This is a genomic window from Paenirhizobium selenitireducens ATCC BAA-1503, assembly GCF_000518785.1.
GTDB lineage: Bacteria > Pseudomonadota > Alphaproteobacteria > Rhizobiales > Rhizobiaceae > Allorhizobium > Allorhizobium selenitireducens.
Genome location: NZ_JAEG01000008.1, coordinates 287145 through 303887 on the forward strand (window position 1 = coordinate 287145; position 16743 = coordinate 303887).

The 16743-nt window shown below is 64.6% G+C and carries 18 protein-coding genes and 1 tRNA gene; 17 read left to right on the forward strand and 2 right to left on the reverse strand.

Annotated features, from left to right (window positions below):
- The first annotated feature begins 26 nt into the window (after nucleotides 1–26).
- From L867_RS0112960 to L867_RS26460, 5 genes are read left to right on the forward strand one after another with little or no spacing between them, the layout of a single operon-like run.
- Entirely contained in the window at nucleotides 27–959 is a 933-nt protein-coding gene (locus L867_RS0112960; protein WP_028737288.1) for an ABC transporter permease, read from the forward strand.
- A complete protein-coding gene (locus tag L867_RS0112965) occupies nucleotides 956–1789 on the forward strand; it encodes an ABC transporter permease (protein ID WP_037173293.1) in 834 nt (277 codons plus the stop codon). The genes L867_RS0112960 and L867_RS0112965 overlap by 4 nt, the downstream gene beginning before the upstream one ends.
- On the forward strand, nucleotides 1786–2766 hold the full coding sequence (locus tag L867_RS0112970; RefSeq protein WP_028737290.1) for an ABC transporter ATP-binding protein: 981 nt from the start codon (nucleotides 1786–1788) through the stop codon (nucleotides 2764–2766). Before L867_RS0112965 ends, L867_RS0112970 begins: the two co-directional genes overlap by 4 nt.
- Nucleotides 2767–2773: 7 nt before the next feature.
- On the forward strand, nucleotides 2774–3766 hold the full coding sequence (locus L867_RS25220; RefSeq protein ID WP_104367980.1) for an ABC transporter ATP-binding protein: 993 nt from the start codon (nucleotides 2774–2776) through the stop codon (nucleotides 3764–3766).
- Nucleotide 3767: 1 nt separating this feature from the next.
- Nucleotides 3768–5300 carry a L,D-transpeptidase family protein gene (locus tag L867_RS26460; protein ID WP_051438964.1) on the forward strand — a complete coding sequence of 511 codons (1533 nt, stop codon included), beginning with the start codon at nucleotides 3768–3770 and terminating at the stop codon, nucleotides 5298–5300.
- Nucleotides 5301–5347: 47 nt separating this feature from the next.
- Here L867_RS26460 and L867_RS27380 read toward each other — a convergent pair whose 3' ends face one another.
- On the reverse strand, nucleotides 5348–5776 hold the full coding sequence (locus L867_RS27380) for a HipA family kinase (protein ID WP_146086554.1): 429 nt from the start codon (nucleotides 5774–5776) through the stop codon (nucleotides 5348–5350).
- 213 nt (nucleotides 5777–5989) lie between these two features.
- Nucleotides 5990–6079 (reverse strand) — tRNA-Ser (locus tag L867_RS0112985).
- 296 nt (nucleotides 6080–6375) lie between these two features.
- On the opposite strand from L867_RS0112985, the gene rplU reads away from it, so the two are divergent.
- From rplU to L867_RS0113045, 12 genes are all read left to right on the forward strand, one after another.
- On the forward strand, nucleotides 6376–6690 hold the full coding sequence (gene rplU, locus L867_RS0112990; protein WP_028737292.1) for a 50S ribosomal protein L21: 315 nt from the start codon (nucleotides 6376–6378) through the stop codon (nucleotides 6688–6690).
- Between the two features lie 38 nt (nucleotides 6691–6728).
- Nucleotides 6729–7001: a 50S ribosomal protein L27 gene (gene rpmA, locus L867_RS0112995; RefSeq protein WP_028737293.1), complete on the forward strand. Its 273-nt coding sequence runs from the start codon at nucleotides 6729–6731 to the stop codon at nucleotides 6999–7001.
- A gap of 134 nt (nucleotides 7002–7135) precedes the next feature.
- Entirely contained in the window at nucleotides 7136–7771 is a 636-nt protein-coding gene (locus L867_RS0113000) for a GNAT family N-acetyltransferase (RefSeq protein WP_028737294.1), read from the forward strand.
- Nucleotides 7771–8340, forward strand: a complete 570-nt coding sequence (locus L867_RS0113005; RefSeq protein WP_028737295.1) for a GNAT family N-acetyltransferase — start codon at nucleotides 7771–7773, stop codon at nucleotides 8338–8340. Before L867_RS0113000 ends, L867_RS0113005 begins: the two co-directional genes overlap by 1 nt.
- Nucleotides 8341–8543: 203 nt before the next feature.
- A complete protein-coding gene (gene obgE, locus L867_RS0113010) occupies nucleotides 8544–9605 on the forward strand; it encodes a GTPase ObgE (RefSeq protein ID WP_028737296.1) in 1062 nt (353 codons plus the stop codon).
- A complete protein-coding gene (proB, locus tag L867_RS0113015; protein ID WP_028737297.1) occupies nucleotides 9606–10784 on the forward strand; it encodes a glutamate 5-kinase in 1179 nt (392 codons plus the stop codon). It begins immediately after the preceding gene.
- Nucleotides 10777–12063, forward strand: coding sequence for a glutamate-5-semialdehyde dehydrogenase (locus L867_RS0113020; protein WP_028737298.1), 1287 nt, complete (start codon nucleotides 10777–10779; stop codon nucleotides 12061–12063). The genes proB and L867_RS0113020 overlap by 8 nt, the downstream gene beginning before the upstream one ends.
- 37 nt (nucleotides 12064–12100) lie before the next feature.
- Complete coding sequence (locus L867_RS0113025) at nucleotides 12101–12688, forward strand: nicotinate-nucleotide adenylyltransferase (protein WP_084638548.1); 588 nt, start codon at nucleotides 12101–12103, stop codon at nucleotides 12686–12688.
- Nucleotides 12689–12814: 126 nt separating this feature from the next.
- Nucleotides 12815–13228, forward strand: a complete 414-nt coding sequence (gene rsfS / locus L867_RS0113030) for a ribosome silencing factor (protein ID WP_028737300.1) — start codon at nucleotides 12815–12817, stop codon at nucleotides 13226–13228.
- 109 nt (nucleotides 13229–13337) lie between these two features.
- Complete coding sequence (rlmH, locus tag L867_RS0113035; protein ID WP_028737301.1) at nucleotides 13338–13820, forward strand: 23S rRNA (pseudouridine(1915)-N(3))-methyltransferase RlmH; 483 nt, start codon at nucleotides 13338–13340, stop codon at nucleotides 13818–13820.
- A gap of 167 nt (nucleotides 13821–13987) precedes the next feature.
- On the forward strand, nucleotides 13988–15373 hold the full coding sequence (locus tag L867_RS0113040) for a murein hydrolase activator EnvC family protein (protein WP_051438965.1): 1386 nt from the start codon (nucleotides 13988–13990) through the stop codon (nucleotides 15371–15373).
- Entirely contained in the window at nucleotides 15363–16685 is a 1323-nt protein-coding gene (locus L867_RS0113045; RefSeq protein WP_028737303.1) for a S41 family peptidase, read from the forward strand. Before L867_RS0113040 ends, L867_RS0113045 begins: the two co-directional genes overlap by 11 nt.
- Nucleotides 16686–16743: the final 58 nt, after the last annotated feature.

The following is a 16743-nucleotide window of genomic DNA, read 5'->3' on the forward strand; positions in this document are numbered from 1 at the left end:
CGAGTCCCGGAACAGAGGAACACTTCATGCTGATGGTGATTGCGCGGCGGCTGATGCAGGCGCTTCTGACCGTCGCCGTCGTGGTGACGCTCGTCTTCCTGCTGTTCAGCGTCATACCCGGCAGCTTCGTCACGTCGCTGGTCGGTGAAAAACGCGATATCGATCCCAAGGTCATGGCCCGGATCGAGGAGCAGCTTCATCTGAACGATCCCTTGCCGGAGCGCTTCGGACGTTATGCCGCCGACCTCGCGCGCGGGGATCTCGGAACCTCCTTCTCCACCCGCCGGCCGGTGATCGACATGCTGGAAAGCCGCATCGTCGCGTCCTTCCGGCTGGCCTGTGCCGCCATCCTGTTTGCCGTCGCCATCGGCCTGCCGCTCGGCTTCATCGCGGCTGCAAGGCCGGGAAGCTGGATCGACATGCTGGCGATGATGGGGGCGGTTTCGGGGCTTTCCGTACCCGGCTTCTGGTTCGGCCTCCTGGCGATGTACTTCTTCTCGCTGCAACTGGGTTGGCTGCCGACATTCGGCTACGGGCAGGGCGGACTGCGGCATCTCGTGCTGCCGGCGCTCACCCTTGGCATCGGCCCGATGGCGCTTCTCGCCAGAACCACGCGGGCGGCCGTGCTCGAAGTGCGCGGCGCCGATTTCATCCGCACGGCGCGCTCCAAGGGCATGAGCGAAACCCGCATCGTCACCCGGCATCTGGCGCGCAATGCCTTCGTTCTGGTGCTGACGACGATCGGCCTGCAGTTCGGCTCCATGCTCGGCGGCTCGGTGGTGATCGAAAGCCTGTTCGCATGGCCGGGCGTCGGATCGCTGCTCATCCAGTCCGTCTCGCTGCGCGACATTCCCGCGGTGCAGGGCTGCATTCTCGTCATCGTGCTGTTCTTCCTGCTCATCAACACGCTGGTCGACATCGCCTACATGCTGATCGATCCGAGGATCCGCTACCGATGAAACTCCTCCAACTCCTGCGCCCCAATCTCTTCGTCGGCGGGCTGATCCTGGTCATCATGGTCTTCGTCGCGCTCTTCGCGCCGCTGATCGCAACCCATGATCCCGTTCTCGACGCCAATCTCATCTACGCCGAGGAGCCACCGGGCGGAGCATTCCTGATGGGAACGGACGAACAGGGCCGCGACATCTTCAGCCGCGTGGTCTACGGCGCCCGCATCTCGCTCACCATCGGGCTGGTCGTGCAGCTCATGAACACCTGCATCGGCGTGGCGCTGGGTCTCTCGGCCGGCTATTTCGGCGGCTGGTGGGATGAATTCGTCCAAGGCCTCACCAACCTGATGCTGTCCATCCCGACGGTGGTCTTCGCGCTGGCGCTGATGGCCGTACTCGGGCCGGGGGTCACGAGCCTGCTGATCGCGCTCGGCATGACCGACTGGGCCTATAGCTGTCGCATCAGCCGCGCACAGGTCCTGTCGCAGAAGTCGCGCAGCTATGTGCAGGCGGCGCAGACCATGGGCTACGGACGCTTTCACATCATGTTCCGCGAGCTTCTGCCGAACATCGCAGGTCCGCTGGTGGTGATCGCGACCATGGGCATCGGCTCGGCGATCATGGCCGAGGCTTCGCTCTCCTTCCTCGGGCTGGGCGTCGTGCCGCCCGCGCCGAGCTGGGGTTCCATGCTCTCCCACGCGCGGGAGCAGCTGATGGTCTCTCCCTGGATCGCCATCTTCCCCGGCGTAGCGCTTTTCCTCACGGTTCTCGGGTTCAATCTGCTCGGCGATGGTCTGCGCGACCTCATCGATCCGCAGGGGAAGGCACGGCGGGCATGAGCGAGGATCTCATTCTCAATATCGAGGACCTGCGGATCTCGCTCTCGGCAAACGGCGAGGATTACCCGGCGGTCGACGGCCTCAACCTGTCGATCGCCCGCGGTGAAGTCGTCGGGCTCGTCGGCGAGTCCGGTTGCGGCAAGAGCCTCACGGCCCTTTCCGTCGCGGGATTGCTGGGCGGCCCGTTGCGCGTGACCGGCGGCCAGATCCGCTTCGACGGCGAAGACATCGCCCGCCTGCCCAACCGCGACATGCGGATGCTTCGCGGCAATCGCATCGCCATGATCTTCCAGGAGCCGATGACGGCGCTCAATCCGCTGATGACCATCGGCGACCAGATCGGCGAGATGTTCGTCCTGCACCGGGGCATGAGCCGGCGGGCGGCGCGCAAGCGCGCCATCGAATGTCTGGAACAGGTTCAGGTGCCGGCGGCCAGCCGGCGGGTGAACGATTTTCCGCATCAGCTTTCGGGCGGCATGCGCCAGCGCGTGATGATCGCGATTGCGCTCGCCTGCGATCCTGACCTTCTCATTGCCGACGAGGCGACGACGGCGCTCGACGTTACCATACAGGCCGAAATCATCGAGCTGATCCTCGATCTCTGCCGTGCCCGGGGTACGGCCGTGCTGATGATCTCCCACGATCTCGGCCTTGTCGCCCGCGTCTGCCATCGGGTGGCGGTGATGTATGCCGGCCATCTGGTGGAGGAACAGCCGGCGGAGAAGATCTTCTCCGATCCGCAGCATCCCTATACCCGAGGGTTGGTGGCATCGCTGCCACGGCTTGGCCGGCGCCTCGTCGCCGGTCAGGCGAAGCTTGCCGAAATACCCGGCGTGGTTCCCCCGATCGTCGAATACGGCAAGGGCTGCCGCTTCGCTCCGCGTTGCGCCGAGGTCATGCCGCAATGCCTGACAGCCGCGCCGGAAACGACGCCGCTTTCCTCGGGCGGCCGCAAAAGGTGCTATCTCAATGGCTGATGTCACCATGAAAAATCTTGAGGCCGACCGTCCCGATATCCTGCGCATCGAAGATCTCAGGGTCCACTATCCCGTTCGTCAGGGCTTCGGTTTCCGGCACGGCCTGCTCAAGGCCGTCGATGGCGTGACCCTCGACCTGAAGGCCGGCGAGTGTCTCGGCCTCGTGGGGGAATCGGGTTGCGGAAAATCGACGCTCGCGCAAGCCATTCTCGGCCTCGTGCCGGCGAGCGGCGGGCGGATCGTGCTCGACGGACAGGACATAAGCAGCGCGAGCCACCAGTCCCAGCGGCTGGACCGCGCCCGCATCGTGCAGATGGTGTTTCAGGACCCGTTCGCCTCGCTGAACCCCCGGCACACTGTCGGCCAGAGCCTTGGCGGGCCGCTGAAGCTCCACGGCATCGGCAATGCCGCCGAGCGGGAAGACCGCGTTGCGGACATGCTGCGCAAGGTGGGCCTCAGGCCCGATGCGGCCAAACGGTATCCGCACGAGTTTTCCGGCGGCCAGCGGCAGCGCATCTGTATTGCGCGCGCCCTGATCGTCGAACCGAAGCTCGTCGTCTGCGACGAGCCGGTATCCGCGCTCGACGTCTCCATCCGGGCGCAGATCATCAACCTGCTTCTGGAGTTGAAGAACGAACTTGGCGTGGCCCTCCTGATGATCTCCCACGATCTCGGCGTCGTGGAACACATGTGCGATCGCATCGCCGTCATGTATCTCGGCCGGATCGTCGAGCAGGGAGGCTGGAACGAGATCTTCACCGCGCCGGCCCATCCCTACACCCGCTCGCTGATCGCCTCGATACCCGATCCGATGAACCCGGTTTCCGGGAGCATCCGGCTTCACGGGGAAATCCCCTCGGCTCTCGATCCGCCGCCGGGCTGCGCGTTCAACCCGCGCTGCAGCCAGGCGATTGCAGCCTGCCGGGCGGGCCCTGTCCCCGAATTCTCCGCTTTGTCACCGACGCATCAAGCGCGTTGCCATCTCTTGCAAGGTCTCTGACATGAACGACACTTCCGCTTCCCTTCTCGTCCAGCCGGTCATCACGGTGCGTGCCGGACAGGATCCGGACCAGCCCCACCGGGGTACGCTCACCATCGGCAACTGGACGGTGCCCTGCGCCGTCGGCCGCTCGGGCCTGCGCGATCCGGCGCTGAAGCGCGAGGGAGACGGCGCAACCCCGATCGGCACCTTCCCGCTGCGATACGGCTTCTACGACCCTGAAGCGCTGGGCGACGAGCCGCGCTCGTTTGCCTTTCCCTTCCTCGAGAAGCCGGCGAACTACAACTGGGTCGAGGATCCCGAAAGCCCGTTCTACAACCAGTTCGTGCTCGACATGTCGCCGGAAGCGAAGGTTCGCACCGGCGAGCGGCTGTTCGATCTCTTCATCCCCGTCGGCTGGAACGACTCCACCCCGCGGGCGGCAGGCGGCAGCGCCATCTTCATGCATGCCGCCCGGCCGGATTTCAGCGGCACGCAGGGCTGCGTCGCCATTGCCCATGACCAGTTGCTGGAATTCGCCAGCCGGCTTCAGCCCGGCATGATGATCGACATCGCGCCCGCCGATGCTGCGGAGAAAGCCGCCGCCGCGAGCCCCACCGAAGTGATGGAATGCGTGACGTTCCGGGCGCTCCAGCCGGGGCCGCGGCTGATCGTCACCGGCTCCGTGCACGGCAACGAGTCCTGCGGACCGCTGGCGATTTCCCGCATCATCGCCGAATTCCGCTCCGGCCGGCTGAAGCTCGCCCGCGGCAGCGTGACTTTCGTTCCGGTGGTCAATGCGCTCGCCTACCGCTGGAACCGCCGGGAGGGCGACCGCAATCTCAATCGTAACCTGAGCGAAAAGCCCGTGCCGGTGGATAACGAAGATCGCATCGCCAACGTCCTGTGCCCGATTTTGCGGGAACACGACGTGCTCATAGACCTTCATTCGTTCAGCGCACCTGGCCTTCCCTTCGCGCTCATCGGCCCGAGGGACAATCACGACTGGCTCGAACCGTTCGACAAGGCAATGCAGGAGGAAGAACTCGTCAAGGCACTCGGCCTGCCGATGATCCTGCATGGCTGGATGAGCGCCCATGAACGCGCCTCCCTGGTCCGGCTCGGCAAGGGCTATCCGTATGAAGCGGTGTCCCATGGCGTGGGCACTGCGGAATACATGCGCTTCGCCGGCGGATATGCCGTGACCGTCGAGTGCGGCAGTCACGACGATCCGGAAGCGCCGCGCCGCGCCTACAGGACCATCCTCAACGGGCTTGCGCATCTCGGGCTGACGGATGCGCCCCTCCCACCCGACGCCGCCCCGGCCCAGGCATGGGAAATCGATGTGGCCGTGATGGCCAACAGCGACGAGGACCGGCTGGTGAGGCAGTTTTCGGCGGGCGAACCGGTCCAGGAGGGCGATCGCATCGGAACGCGGGTCACCGGCGAGGAAATCCGCGCGCCCTATGACGGCGCAATCATCTTCGCCAGCATCAATTCTCCCGCGGGGAGCGAATTGTGCTTCTTCTGCAAACCGAGCCAACGTTTCGGCTGACCGGTGATCGGCGCCAGATCCGGTGCATCGGCATCGCAGAGCAGGGACTAAACACCTAGATTGTGATCTATGACGACGAGCCGGTGAGTTGTCTCCAACCAAAGGAGATTGGGATTGCCTCCAGCGTCTGTGAGTGTGCGGTCGCCGTTTTTGATCCACCAATCGAAAGCAGCGATATCACGCTTCAGGTCGGCCGGAGCGTGCTGGATGTGAACAAACGACATCTCATTAGCGTTCTCAACGTTCTCTGAGCCGAACAGCAATCCGGATCCGAGGTCTCGCAAAGGCCCGTCACGACCTGCTTCATACAGATCTCGCGGCACCGTAACGATGCAAAATCGGGGAATGGGCAAACCCGGTTGTCGCGCGAGTTGGCCCGCCACCCGCTCTTTCACCAGGGACTCGTAGCCAGCTCCTTTGCCTTTAACAAAATAGAGCTTACCGTCCGAGCCACGACAAATATAGGGCTCCGTCACCCCCCTGCTCCGACCGCCTCAGCACTTCGTCGATTTCGGTCGGCATAGGCCCTCACGCATACACGTTATGCCTACTCTTAATTCATACAGTAAATTGAAGTCCAAGAGCGAGGAAGTGCCGAGAATGTGGCGCTGACCGATTTTGGCAAACGCATCGAGCATTAAATCGAAGCAGGCGAATTCGGAAAAACCTTACGGCCCAAAGTCCAGCCATGGCGGAGAGGGTGGGATTCGAACCCACGATACGGTTGCCCGTATGCCGCATTTCGAGTGCGGTGCTTTCGACCACTCAGCCACCTCTCCGCTTTGCTGGTCGGCGCAAGTTATGCGCGGGCTGTCTCTTAGCGGGCAAATGTCGGGCTTGCAAGGGCGAAAATCCAACTATCTCAAGCTTTCATCTTGACAGTTTTTTGCCCGTCACGTATGCGAGCCGTGAATTAGACATGGGCCAACTGTGTCCTGATTTCTCCGCCCCGGCGGAACTCCACCGGCAGGCGCCGCGATCGCTCGCGATTTCTGGGCCTGCTTCAACATCGACTGACAAGAAGACGGCCGCCTGGTTGCCAGGCAGAGCCGGAACGAACATGAAAGGATAACCAATGTTCGCAGTCATCAAGACCGGCGGTAAGCAGTACCGCGTGAGCGCCAACGACGTGCTGACCATCGAAAAGCTGGAAGCCGAAGCGGGCGCAACTATCGAATTCACTGAAGTTCTCATGGTCGGCGTTGGTGCCGATGCCAAGATCGGCCTGCCCTTCGTGGCCGGCGCATCGGTCAAGGCAGAAGTCGTCGAGCAGAACCGTGGCAAGAAGGTGATCGCGTTCAAGAAGCGTCGTCGCCAGAATTCCAAGCGTTCGCGCGGCCACCGCCAGCACCATACCGTCGTTCGCATCACCGACATCGTCGCTGCGTAACGGTCAACGAGACAACAGGTTTTTAAAGGAGAACTCCAATGGCACACAAAAAAGCTGGCGGTTCGTCGCGTAACGGTCGCGATTCGAATTCCAAGCGCCTTGGCGTGAAGAAGTTTGGTGGCGAAGCCGTCATTCCAGGCAACATCATCGTACGTCAGCGCGGTACCCAGTGGCATCCGGACGCCAATGTCGGCATGGGCAAGGATCATACCGTATTTTCGCTCATTGAAGGCAATGTCGCTTACCGTACCAAGGCCAATGGCAAGGTTTACGTGTCGGTGATGCCGAAAGCGGCGGAAGCAGCGGAATAAAGCCGGTTAAGCTCTAAAGCAGCCGGCGTCTCATCGACCCGGCTGGCCGTACCAGGTTCAGTCTAGAAAACAGGGGAGATGGGGCGCCATCTCCCCTTTTTCTTATGCCTTTTCAACCAGAAGGAGACTGAACCATGCAGATCGAACTATCGAGGGTCGACCAGTCGCGGTCACCCCAGGACCGGTTGAGGCCGGATCGGTTACGGAGCGATTGCCCCGTCTTGCTGTCGCAAAGGCTCGTCATGCGCGCGCCCCACGAAGAAGACATCGACGCCCTTGCCCATCTCGCCAACAACGCCGCCGTTGCCACCATGGTATCGCGCATGCCGCACCCGTACACGGCACGCGATGCGGCCGATTTCGTGCGACGCACGAATGCTGGCGAGATTGGCAAATGCGTCTATGCGATCACCAAGGCGGAAAACGGCGAATTCCTCGGCTGCTGCGCGCTGGAGCCGCATGTCACGGACCACGACACGCTGGAAATCGGCTACTGGCTCGGCGAGCCGCACTGGAACAGGGGCTACGCGACGGAGGCGGCGCATGCGCTGATCGACATGGCGTTTCGCACCCGCGACATCGCCCATATCGATGCGCGCTGCCGGGTCACCAACATCGCCTCGCGCCGGGTGATCCAGAAGTGCGGGTTCCAGTTCCAGGGCTCGGGCATGGTCGGCAGCTTGGCCATGGGCGGCATGATGCCGGTCGAATGGTACAGGCTCGACCGCAAGACCTGGATGTCGCTGAAGAGCTGGGGGGAGATGCGGTGATGAACGCCCCCCTGAAGAGAGCCATGCCTTCTGTGCCCGGCCCCTGCCCGGTCATCGAGACTGCGCGGCTCACCTTGCGTCCGCATCGCATGAGCGACGCGGAGGCGATCGTCGAATCGCTTGGCGACTACCAGGTCGTGCGCATGCTGGCGCGCGTTCCGGTTCCCTACGACCGGCAGGACGCCACCGACTGGCTGAGCCGCGTGACCTGCGGCATCACACCCGACTGGTCGCTCGCCATCACCGCCGGCGACGACGTTCATCTCGGCGTCGTTTCGATCGAACTGCGCCACGGCCTTTGGCATCTCGGCTACTGGCTGAACCGCTACTACTGGGGCAAGGGGCTGATGAGCGAAGCGGCGGGCGCGGCGATCGAGCGCTTCTTCCGCCGCATGCCGCAGGCGGAGCTGCATTCCGGCGCCTTCGCCGACAATGCGGCGTCGCTGCGCATCCAGGAAAAGCTCGGCTTTTCGATCCTGCGCTGCGGCGATCTCTATTCGCGCGCCCGCAATGCGGTGGCCCCGCATATCGAAACGCGGCTGACGGAGGCGGACTTCCGACGGCCCTGACGGACCCCGGCCCGGGGCGGCGCATCGTCGCCCCGGGCCTCGGCCAAGACACTCAGTACGACCCGGCCGGCAATGCGCCCGCGGCGTCCGGCCTCCGCGCGAGCCGAAGAATATGACGATACTCTTTGACCTCCGGCTCAACCGGCTATATCGATGGCCCACACAAATTCGCTCATCCCGACCCGCAATCAATTGGCAGAAGCATGAAATTTCTCGACGAGGCAAAGGTCTATATCCGCTCCGGTGACGGTGGCGCCGGCAGCGTCTCCTTCCGCCGCGAAAAATTCATCGAGTTCGGCGGTCCGGATGGCGGCGACGGCGGCCGCGGCGGCGATGTCTGGGTCGAGGCCGTCAATGGCCTCAACACGCTCATCGACTTTCGCTTCCAGCAGCACTTCAAGGCCAAGACCGGCACGCACGGCATGGGCCGCAACCGCACCGGCGCCAACGGCGAGGACGTGACGCTGAAGGTGCCCGTCGGCACGCAGATCTTCGAGGAAGATAACGAGACCCTGATCATCGACATGACGGTCGAGGGCCAGCGCTTCCGCATTGCCAAGGGTGGCAATGGCGGTTTCGGCAATGCGCATTTCAAGTCGGCGACCAACCAGGCGCCGAACTGGGCCAATCCCGGCCTCGAGGGCGAGGAAAAGACGGTCTGGCTGCGGCTCAAGCTGATCGCCGATGCCGGCCTGGTCGGACTTCCCAATGCTGGCAAGTCGACCTTCCTGGCCGCCGTCACCCGCGCCCGGCCGAAGATCGCCAACTATCCCTTCACCACGCTGCATCCGAACCTCGGCGTCGCCACCGTCGACGAGCGCGAATTCATCCTCGCCGACATTCCGGGCCTGATCGAGGGCGCGCATGAAGGGGTCGGCATCGGCGACCGCTTCCTCGGTCATGTCGAGCGCACCCGCGTGCTGCTGCATCTCGTCTCCGCCCAGGAGGAGCATGTCGGCCAGGCCTACAAGACGGTCAAGCACGAGCTCGAAGCCTATGGCGGCGGGCTGGAGGACAAGCCCGAGATCGTCGCCTTGTCGCAGATCGACGTGCTCGACGAGGAGGGCCTGAAGAAAAAGGCGCAGGAACTGAAGAAGGCCTGCGGCAGGACCCCGCTTCTGCTCTCCGCCATTACCGGCAAGGGCATGACGGAGGCGCTCCGCCAGTTGCGCGACATCATCGTCGCCGAGAGCGGCAATATCCCGCTCCCGGAAAAACGCGACCGCAACCGCAAGCGCGACCAGGAAACGGAAGGCGATGAATAAATGTCGGCCGGAGCCAAATCACTGACGCGCTACAGGCGCATCGTCATCAAGATCGGCTCGGCCCTGCTGGTCGATCGCGGCAGCGGCCTGAAGAAGGCCTGGCTCGACGCGATCTGCGACGACATCGCCGAGCTTAAGGCCCGCGGCGTCGACGTGCTGGTCGTCTCGTCGGGCGCCATCGCCCTTGGCCGCACCGTGCTCGACCTGCCCTCCGGAGGCCTCAAGCTCGAGGAAAGCCAGGCGGCCGCGGCCGTGGGCCAGATCGCCCTTGCCCGCCACTGGTCGGAAAGCCTGTCGCGATCGTCGATCGTCGCCGGCCAGATCCTGCTGACGCTCGGCGACACCGAGGAACGCCGCCGTTATCTGAACGCCCGCGCCACGCTGCAGCAGCTTCTGAAGATCGGCGCCGTGCCGATCATCAACGAGAACGACACGGTCGCCACCACCGAAATCCGCTACGGCGACAATGACCGCCTCGCCGCCCGCGTCGCCACCATGGCGGGTGCCGACCTGCTGGTCCTGCTCTCCGACATCGACGGGCTCTATACCGCCCCGCCGCATCTCGACCCCAATGCCCGCTTCCTCGACACGATCGCCGAGATCACCCCGGAGATCGAGGCCATGGCCGGGGGCGCCGCCTCCGAACTGTCGCGCGGCGGCATGCGCACCAAGATCGACGCGGGCAAGATCGCCACCGGCGCCGGCTGCGCCATGATCATCGCCTCGGGCAAGACCGACCATCCGCTGAAGGCCATCGAAACCGGGGCCCGCCATTCCTGGTTCGCCCCCGCCAAGACCCCCGTCACCGCCCGCAAGACCTGGATCGCCGGCCAGCTTCAGGCCGCCGGCGAACTGCATGTCGATGCCGGCGCCCAGACGGCACTGAAGGCCGGCAAGAGCCTGCTGCCCGCCGGGGTCCGCCAGGTCGTCGGCCAGTTCAGCCGGGGCGACACCGTCTCGGTGATCGGCACGCAGGGGCGCGAGATCGCCCGCGGCCTCGCCGGCTACGACGCCGAGGAGGCGCGCCGTATCACCGGACGCAAATCCTCCGAAATCGAGGACATTCTCGGCTATGCCGGTCGCGCCGCGATGATCCATCGGGACGACCTGGTGATGACCGATCCGGCGCACAAGCATGACGCCGCGCAGGCAGACAAGAAGGACGAAGCCCATGCTTGACAAGGCAAAAGCCGATCTGAGCGACGTCGATGCGCTGATGCTGGACATCGGCAGGCGCGCCCGCGCCGCCGCCCGGCCCCTGGCAATCGCCTCGACGCAAGCGAAGAACAGCGCGCTCGCCGCCATGGCCGACGCCATTCTCGCCGATGAACAGGCGATCCTGGCGGCCAATGCGATCGACCTGAAGAATGCCGAGGACAGCGGCCTTGCCGCGTCCTTCGTCGACCGACTGACGCTCGATCCGGCCCGCATCGCCGCGATCGCCGAGGGCATTCGCGCGGTGGCTGGCCTGAAGGATCCGGTCGGCGAGGTGATCGCCGCCTGGGACCGGCCGAACGGCCTCAAGATCGAACGCGTGCGCACGCCGCTCGGCGTCATCGGCGTGATCTACGAAAGCCGCCCCAACGTGACCGCCGATGCAGGCGCGCTCTGCCTCAAATCCGGCAATGCCGTGATCCTGCGCGGCGGCTCGGATTCGCTCAATTCCTCGCGGGCGATCCATGCCTGCCTGGTCAAGGGCCTGGAAAAGGCCGGCCTGCCGGCCGATGCCATCCAGCTGGTGCCCGTGCCGGACCGCGCCGCGGTTGGCGCCATGCTGACCGGCCTCGACGGTTCGATCGACGTGATCGTGCCGCGCGGCGGCAAGAGCCTCGTCGCCCGCGTGCAAACGGAAGCGCGCGTTCCGGTCTTTGCCCATCTCGAAGGCCTCTGCCACGTCTATGTCGACGCCTCCGCCGAGGTCGACATGGCGACGCGCATCGTCGTCAATTCGAAAATGCGCCGCACCGGCATCTGCGGCGCGGCCGAGACCCTGCTCGTCGACAGCGCGGCGATCGGCACCCATCTCATGCCGATCCTGGAGGCCCTGACGGAAGCCGGCTGCGAGATCCATGCCTCGCCGACCGTGCTGAAGATCCATCCGGGCTTCAAGCCGGCGACGGAAGAGGATTGGCGCACCGAATATCTTGACGCCATCATCGCGGTCGCCATCGTCGACGGTGTGTCGGGCGCGATCGATCACATAGCCCGCTATTCGTCCCATCATACCGAGGCGGTGATCGCCGAGGATCCGGCGGTCGTCGAGCGCTTCTTCAACGAGATCGATTCGGCCATCCTGCTGCACAATGCCTCGACCCAGTTCGCCGACGGCGGCGAGTTCGGCATGGGCGCCGAGATCGGCATCGCCACCGGCAAGATGCATGCGCGCGGCCCCGTCGGCGTCGAACAGCTGACCTCGTTCAAATACCGGGTGCACGGCACCGGACAGGTGCGACCCTAAGGTGGCTGAGGAAGCGATCGCCCATCGCCATCGTTTCATGCCGCACGTCGAACCGGGCATGGTCATCGGCCTGTTCGGCGGCTCGTTCAATCCGCCGCATCAGGGCCATGCGCTGGTCGCCGAGATTGCCCTTCGCCGCCTCGGCCTCGACCAGCTGTGGTGGATCGTCACCCCCGGCAACCCGCTGAAAAGCCGCGGCAACCTGGCGCCGCTGTCGGAGCGGCTGGCGAAGTGCGAGGCGCTCGCCGACGATCCGCGCATCAAGGTCACAGCCTTCGAGAGGACGCTGGGCACCAGCTATACGGCGCGCACGCTCGACTATGTGAAGGCGCGCAATCCCCGCGCCCGATTCATCTGGATCATGGGCGCGGATAATCTCGCAAGCTTCCACCGCTGGCAGCAATGGCATCGCATCGCCATGACCTTCCCGATCGCCGTGATCGACCGGCCCGGCTCGACGCTTGCCTATCTCTCCTCGAAGATGGCCCGCACCTTCGACTATGCGCGCATCGACGAAGACGACGCCGGCGTACTGTGGAAGAAGAAGGCGCCGGCCTGGACCTTCATCCACGGCCCCCGCTCGACCCTCTCCTCGACCGCCTTGCGCGAGGCGCAAGATCGGTGATGTTTCCCGGCGTTGCGGGTATTTTGGCCGGTCCCTTGAAAGATTAACGGAACGGTGCCACTTTCGTGAAGCGATTTCCGATCGTGGGAATCGCCTTCGTGCTGTTACCCAAAGAAAGGAAAAACTCTGACAACAGTACACACCAAGGGAAAGACGCATGCCGTCCTCCCGAAAAGCCCGGAACGTGGCGCCGATGCCGCAGCCCGTGAGCTTGAGCTGGTCCTCGCTAGCCTCGAGGACTCCAAGGCAGAAGATATCGTCACCATCAACATTGTCGGGAAATCCGCGCTGGGCGACTACATGGTCGTCGTCTCCGGGCGCTCGAACCGGCATGTGGCGGCGATCAGCGAGCACCTGATTTCCGACCTCAAGGACGAGGGCTTCGGTTCTCCTCGCGTCGAGGGACTGGAAGCCGGCGATTGGGTGCTGATCGATACCGGTGACATCATCGTGCATGTGTTCCGCCCCGAAATCCGCGAGTTCTACAACATCGAAAAGATGTGGGCCGCTCCGGAGATCGAGGAAGGCACCCTGCACTGACACCGACGGCCCGCTGCCGCCTGGCGGCAGTAGCGAAGCCCTGACAAGCGGCAAGCGTCGCGCTTTTGCCGCCGTGTGGGTTGCGCGGCCGGAATGGAAGGATCGAGACATGCGCGTGGGCATCTATGCCGTAGGCCGGCTGAAGGCCGGGCCGGAGAAGGAACTCGCGTCCCGCTATCTCGACCGCTTTGCCAAGGCCGGGCCCGCCTGCGGGCTCGAATTCCTCCGCTCGGTCGAAATTGCCGAAAGCCGCTCCTCCAACGCCGCGACCCGCAAGCGCGAGGAGGCCGCGGAGCTGGTGAAAGCCATGCCGGAAGGCGCCCTCGTCATCATCCTCGACGAGCGCGGCAAGGCGCTCGACAGCCAGGAATTCGCCGAGCTGATCGGCGATCACCGCGACCGCGGTCAGCGGGACCTTGCCATCGTCATCGGCGGCGCCGACGGCGTCGATCCGGACCTGCGCGAAAAGACCAAGCTCGTCCTCAATCTCGGCCGCATGACCTGGCCGCATCAGTTGGTGCGCATCCTCCTCGCCGAGCAGCTTTATCGCGCCGTGACCATCCTGTCCGGCCATCCCTATCACCGCGCCTGACCGCCGCGTTCGGGCCTCCGGATCGCCCGCTTTGCGTGGCGGGGCAAATCAGCGTATTTTCCGCCGCGAACCGGGATAGCGCCTTGCGACACGACGACCGTCCATCCATCAGAGCCAAACCAGCCGAGCGTCGCCCCGCGATCCGCGCGACGCTGCTGGCGTCCGCGATGCTACTGGGCGGACCGCTTCTGGACCCACAGACGCGCGCCATAGCCCAGGCCCCGACGCCGGCCGTGACCGCCCCGCCGGTCCCGGTGAAGGCCGATCCCACCGCACCCGATCCGGCCGCCGATGACGCAGCCCTGGCACTGCGCCAGAAACGCGACGAGGTCGGCCGGGAACTGCAGGAGCTTGCCCGCTCGATGCGGGTCTCCGACGAGAAGGCCGTCGAACTCGAAGAGAGCATCGCCGCCCTTTCCAAGACCTCCGAGAGCCTGAAGCAGGCGCTGATCGAATCCGCCGCCCGCCGCAAGGAGCTGGAGCGCAAGATCGCCGCCGGCGAGAAGAAGCTCGCCGAGCTCGGCGTCAGCGAAGACAAGATCCGCCATTCCTTCAAGGATCGCCGCGCCATTCTCGCCGAGGTGCTGGCCGCCCTGCAGCGCATGGGCCGAAACCCGCCGCCGGCCCTGCTTGTCAGCCCGGAGGACGCACTCGCCTCGGTCAGGACCGCGATCCTGCTCGGCGCCGTCGTGCCGGGCATCCGCAAGGAAACCGAAAAGCTCGCCGCCGATCTCGCCGAGCTGGTGCGCCTGCGCATGGAAGGCGAAAAGGAGACCGAGACTCTGGTCGCCACGATCGCCAGCCGGCAGGAGGAGGAACGGCGCATGGACCTGCTGCTGGTCGAAAACGACCGGCTGTCGCGCCAGAACTCGCTGGAACTCGCGACCGAAAAGCGCCGCGCCGAGGAACTCGCGGCCCGCGCCTCGAGTATGGAGGGCCTGATCGCCAGCCTCGAGACGGAGATCCGTTCGGTGCGCGAAGCGGCCGACAGGGCCCGCGCCGAGGAGGAGCGGCTGCGCAAGCTCAGCGACGAGCAGAGGCAGAAGGCCAGGGAGCTGGCGGCATCGTCATTGCCTGATAAAAACCGCATTGCCCCGGCATATGCTTTCTCCGATCTGAAGCAGAAACTGGAACTGCCGGCGGCCGGCGAAATCCTGCGCCAGTACGGCGATCCGGACGGAACGGGGCACGAGGCCAAGGGTATGGTCATCGCCTCGGCGCCAGGATCCCTGGTGACCGCACCTGCCGACGGCTGGGTCGTCTACGCCGGTGAATTCCGCAGTTACGGACAGATGATCATCCTGAATACCGGCGACGGCTATCATGTGGTACTGTCCGGCATGGACCGCATCAACACCGGTCAGGGCAAGTTCGTTCTTTCCGGCGAGCCCTTGGCGGTGATGGGGGAGAAAAGAGTGGCGAGCGCTACGGCATTGGCGCTGGAAACGGATCGCCCGACCCTTTACATAGAATTTCGGAAAGATGGAAAACCGGTTGATTCCCGCGAGTGGTGGACCGGAAGTGGCTCTGGAAAGGCACAGAATGATTCGTAGGGCTTCTCTTGTTCTCGTCGGCGCGCTTATGGGTGCGACCGCGATGAGCGTTCTCTATTCGGCCGGCATTCCTGCACAGGCCGCCGGCACCTCCACCTACAAGGAATTGTCGATTTTCGGCGACGTCTTCGAGCGGGTGCGCGCGCAGTACGTGACGCCGCCGGACGAGGAAAAGCTGGTCGAAAACGCCATTAACGGCATGCTCACCTCGCTTGACCCGCACTCGACCTACATGAACGCCAAGGATGCGGCGGACATGCAGACGCAGACGCGCGGCGAATTCGGCGGCATCGGCATCGAAGTGACGATGGAAGAGGAACTGGTCAAGGTCATCACCCCGATCGATGACACGCCCGGCTCCAAGGCCGGCATTCTGGCCGGCGACTTCATCTCCGAAATCGACGGCGAATCGGTGCGCGGCCTCAAGCTTGAGGAAGCGGTCGAGAAGATGCGCGGCGCGGTCAACACGCCGATCAAGCTCACCATCCTGCGCAAGGGTGCCGACAAGCCGATCGAGCTGTCCATCGTTCGCGAGATCATTCCGATCCGCGCCGTCAAGTCGCGCGTCGAGGGCGACGTCGGCTATCTGCGCGTCATCTCGTTCACCGAGAAGACCTATGACGATCTCGAAGCCGCCATCATCAAGATCCAGAAGGAAGTGCCGGCCGACAAGCTCAAGGGCTTCGTCCTCGACCTGCGCCTCAATCCGGGCGGCCTGCTCGACCAGGCGATCTACGTCTCCGACGCCTTCCTCGAGCGCGGCGAAGTGGTCTCCACCCGTTCGCGCGATCCGGAAGACACGCGTCGCTTCAACGCCAGCGCAGGCGACCTGACCGACGGCAAGCCGCTGGTGGTTCTGGTCAACGGCGGCTCGGCTTCGGCTTCGGAAATCGTCGCCGGCGCGCTGCAGGACCTGAAGCGGGCGACCGTGCTCGGCACCCGCTCGTTCGGCAAGGGCTCCGTCCAGACCATCATCCCGATGGGCGAGAAGGGCGCGCTGCGGCTGACCACGGCGCTCTATTACACGCCGTCGGGCCGCTCGATCCAGGGCACCGGCATCGAGCCGGACATCAAGGTCGAACAGCCGCTGCCGGAAGAGCTGCAGGGCAAGGTGCGCGCTGAGGGCGAATCGGCTCTCAAGGGCCACATCAAGGGCCAGAACGAGAGCGAAGAGGGCTCCGGCTCTGTCGCCTATGTCCCGCCGGAAGCCAAGGACGACGTCCAGCTGAACTACGCGCTCGATCTGCTGCGCGGCGCCAAGACCGATCCGTCCTTCCCGGCCGACCCGGCCAAGGCCGTCGTGGCAAAGTAAGGAATGGGGCGCCGGAGCAATCCGGCGCCCGCTTGCATTCGCCACCCGACGGGAGCGC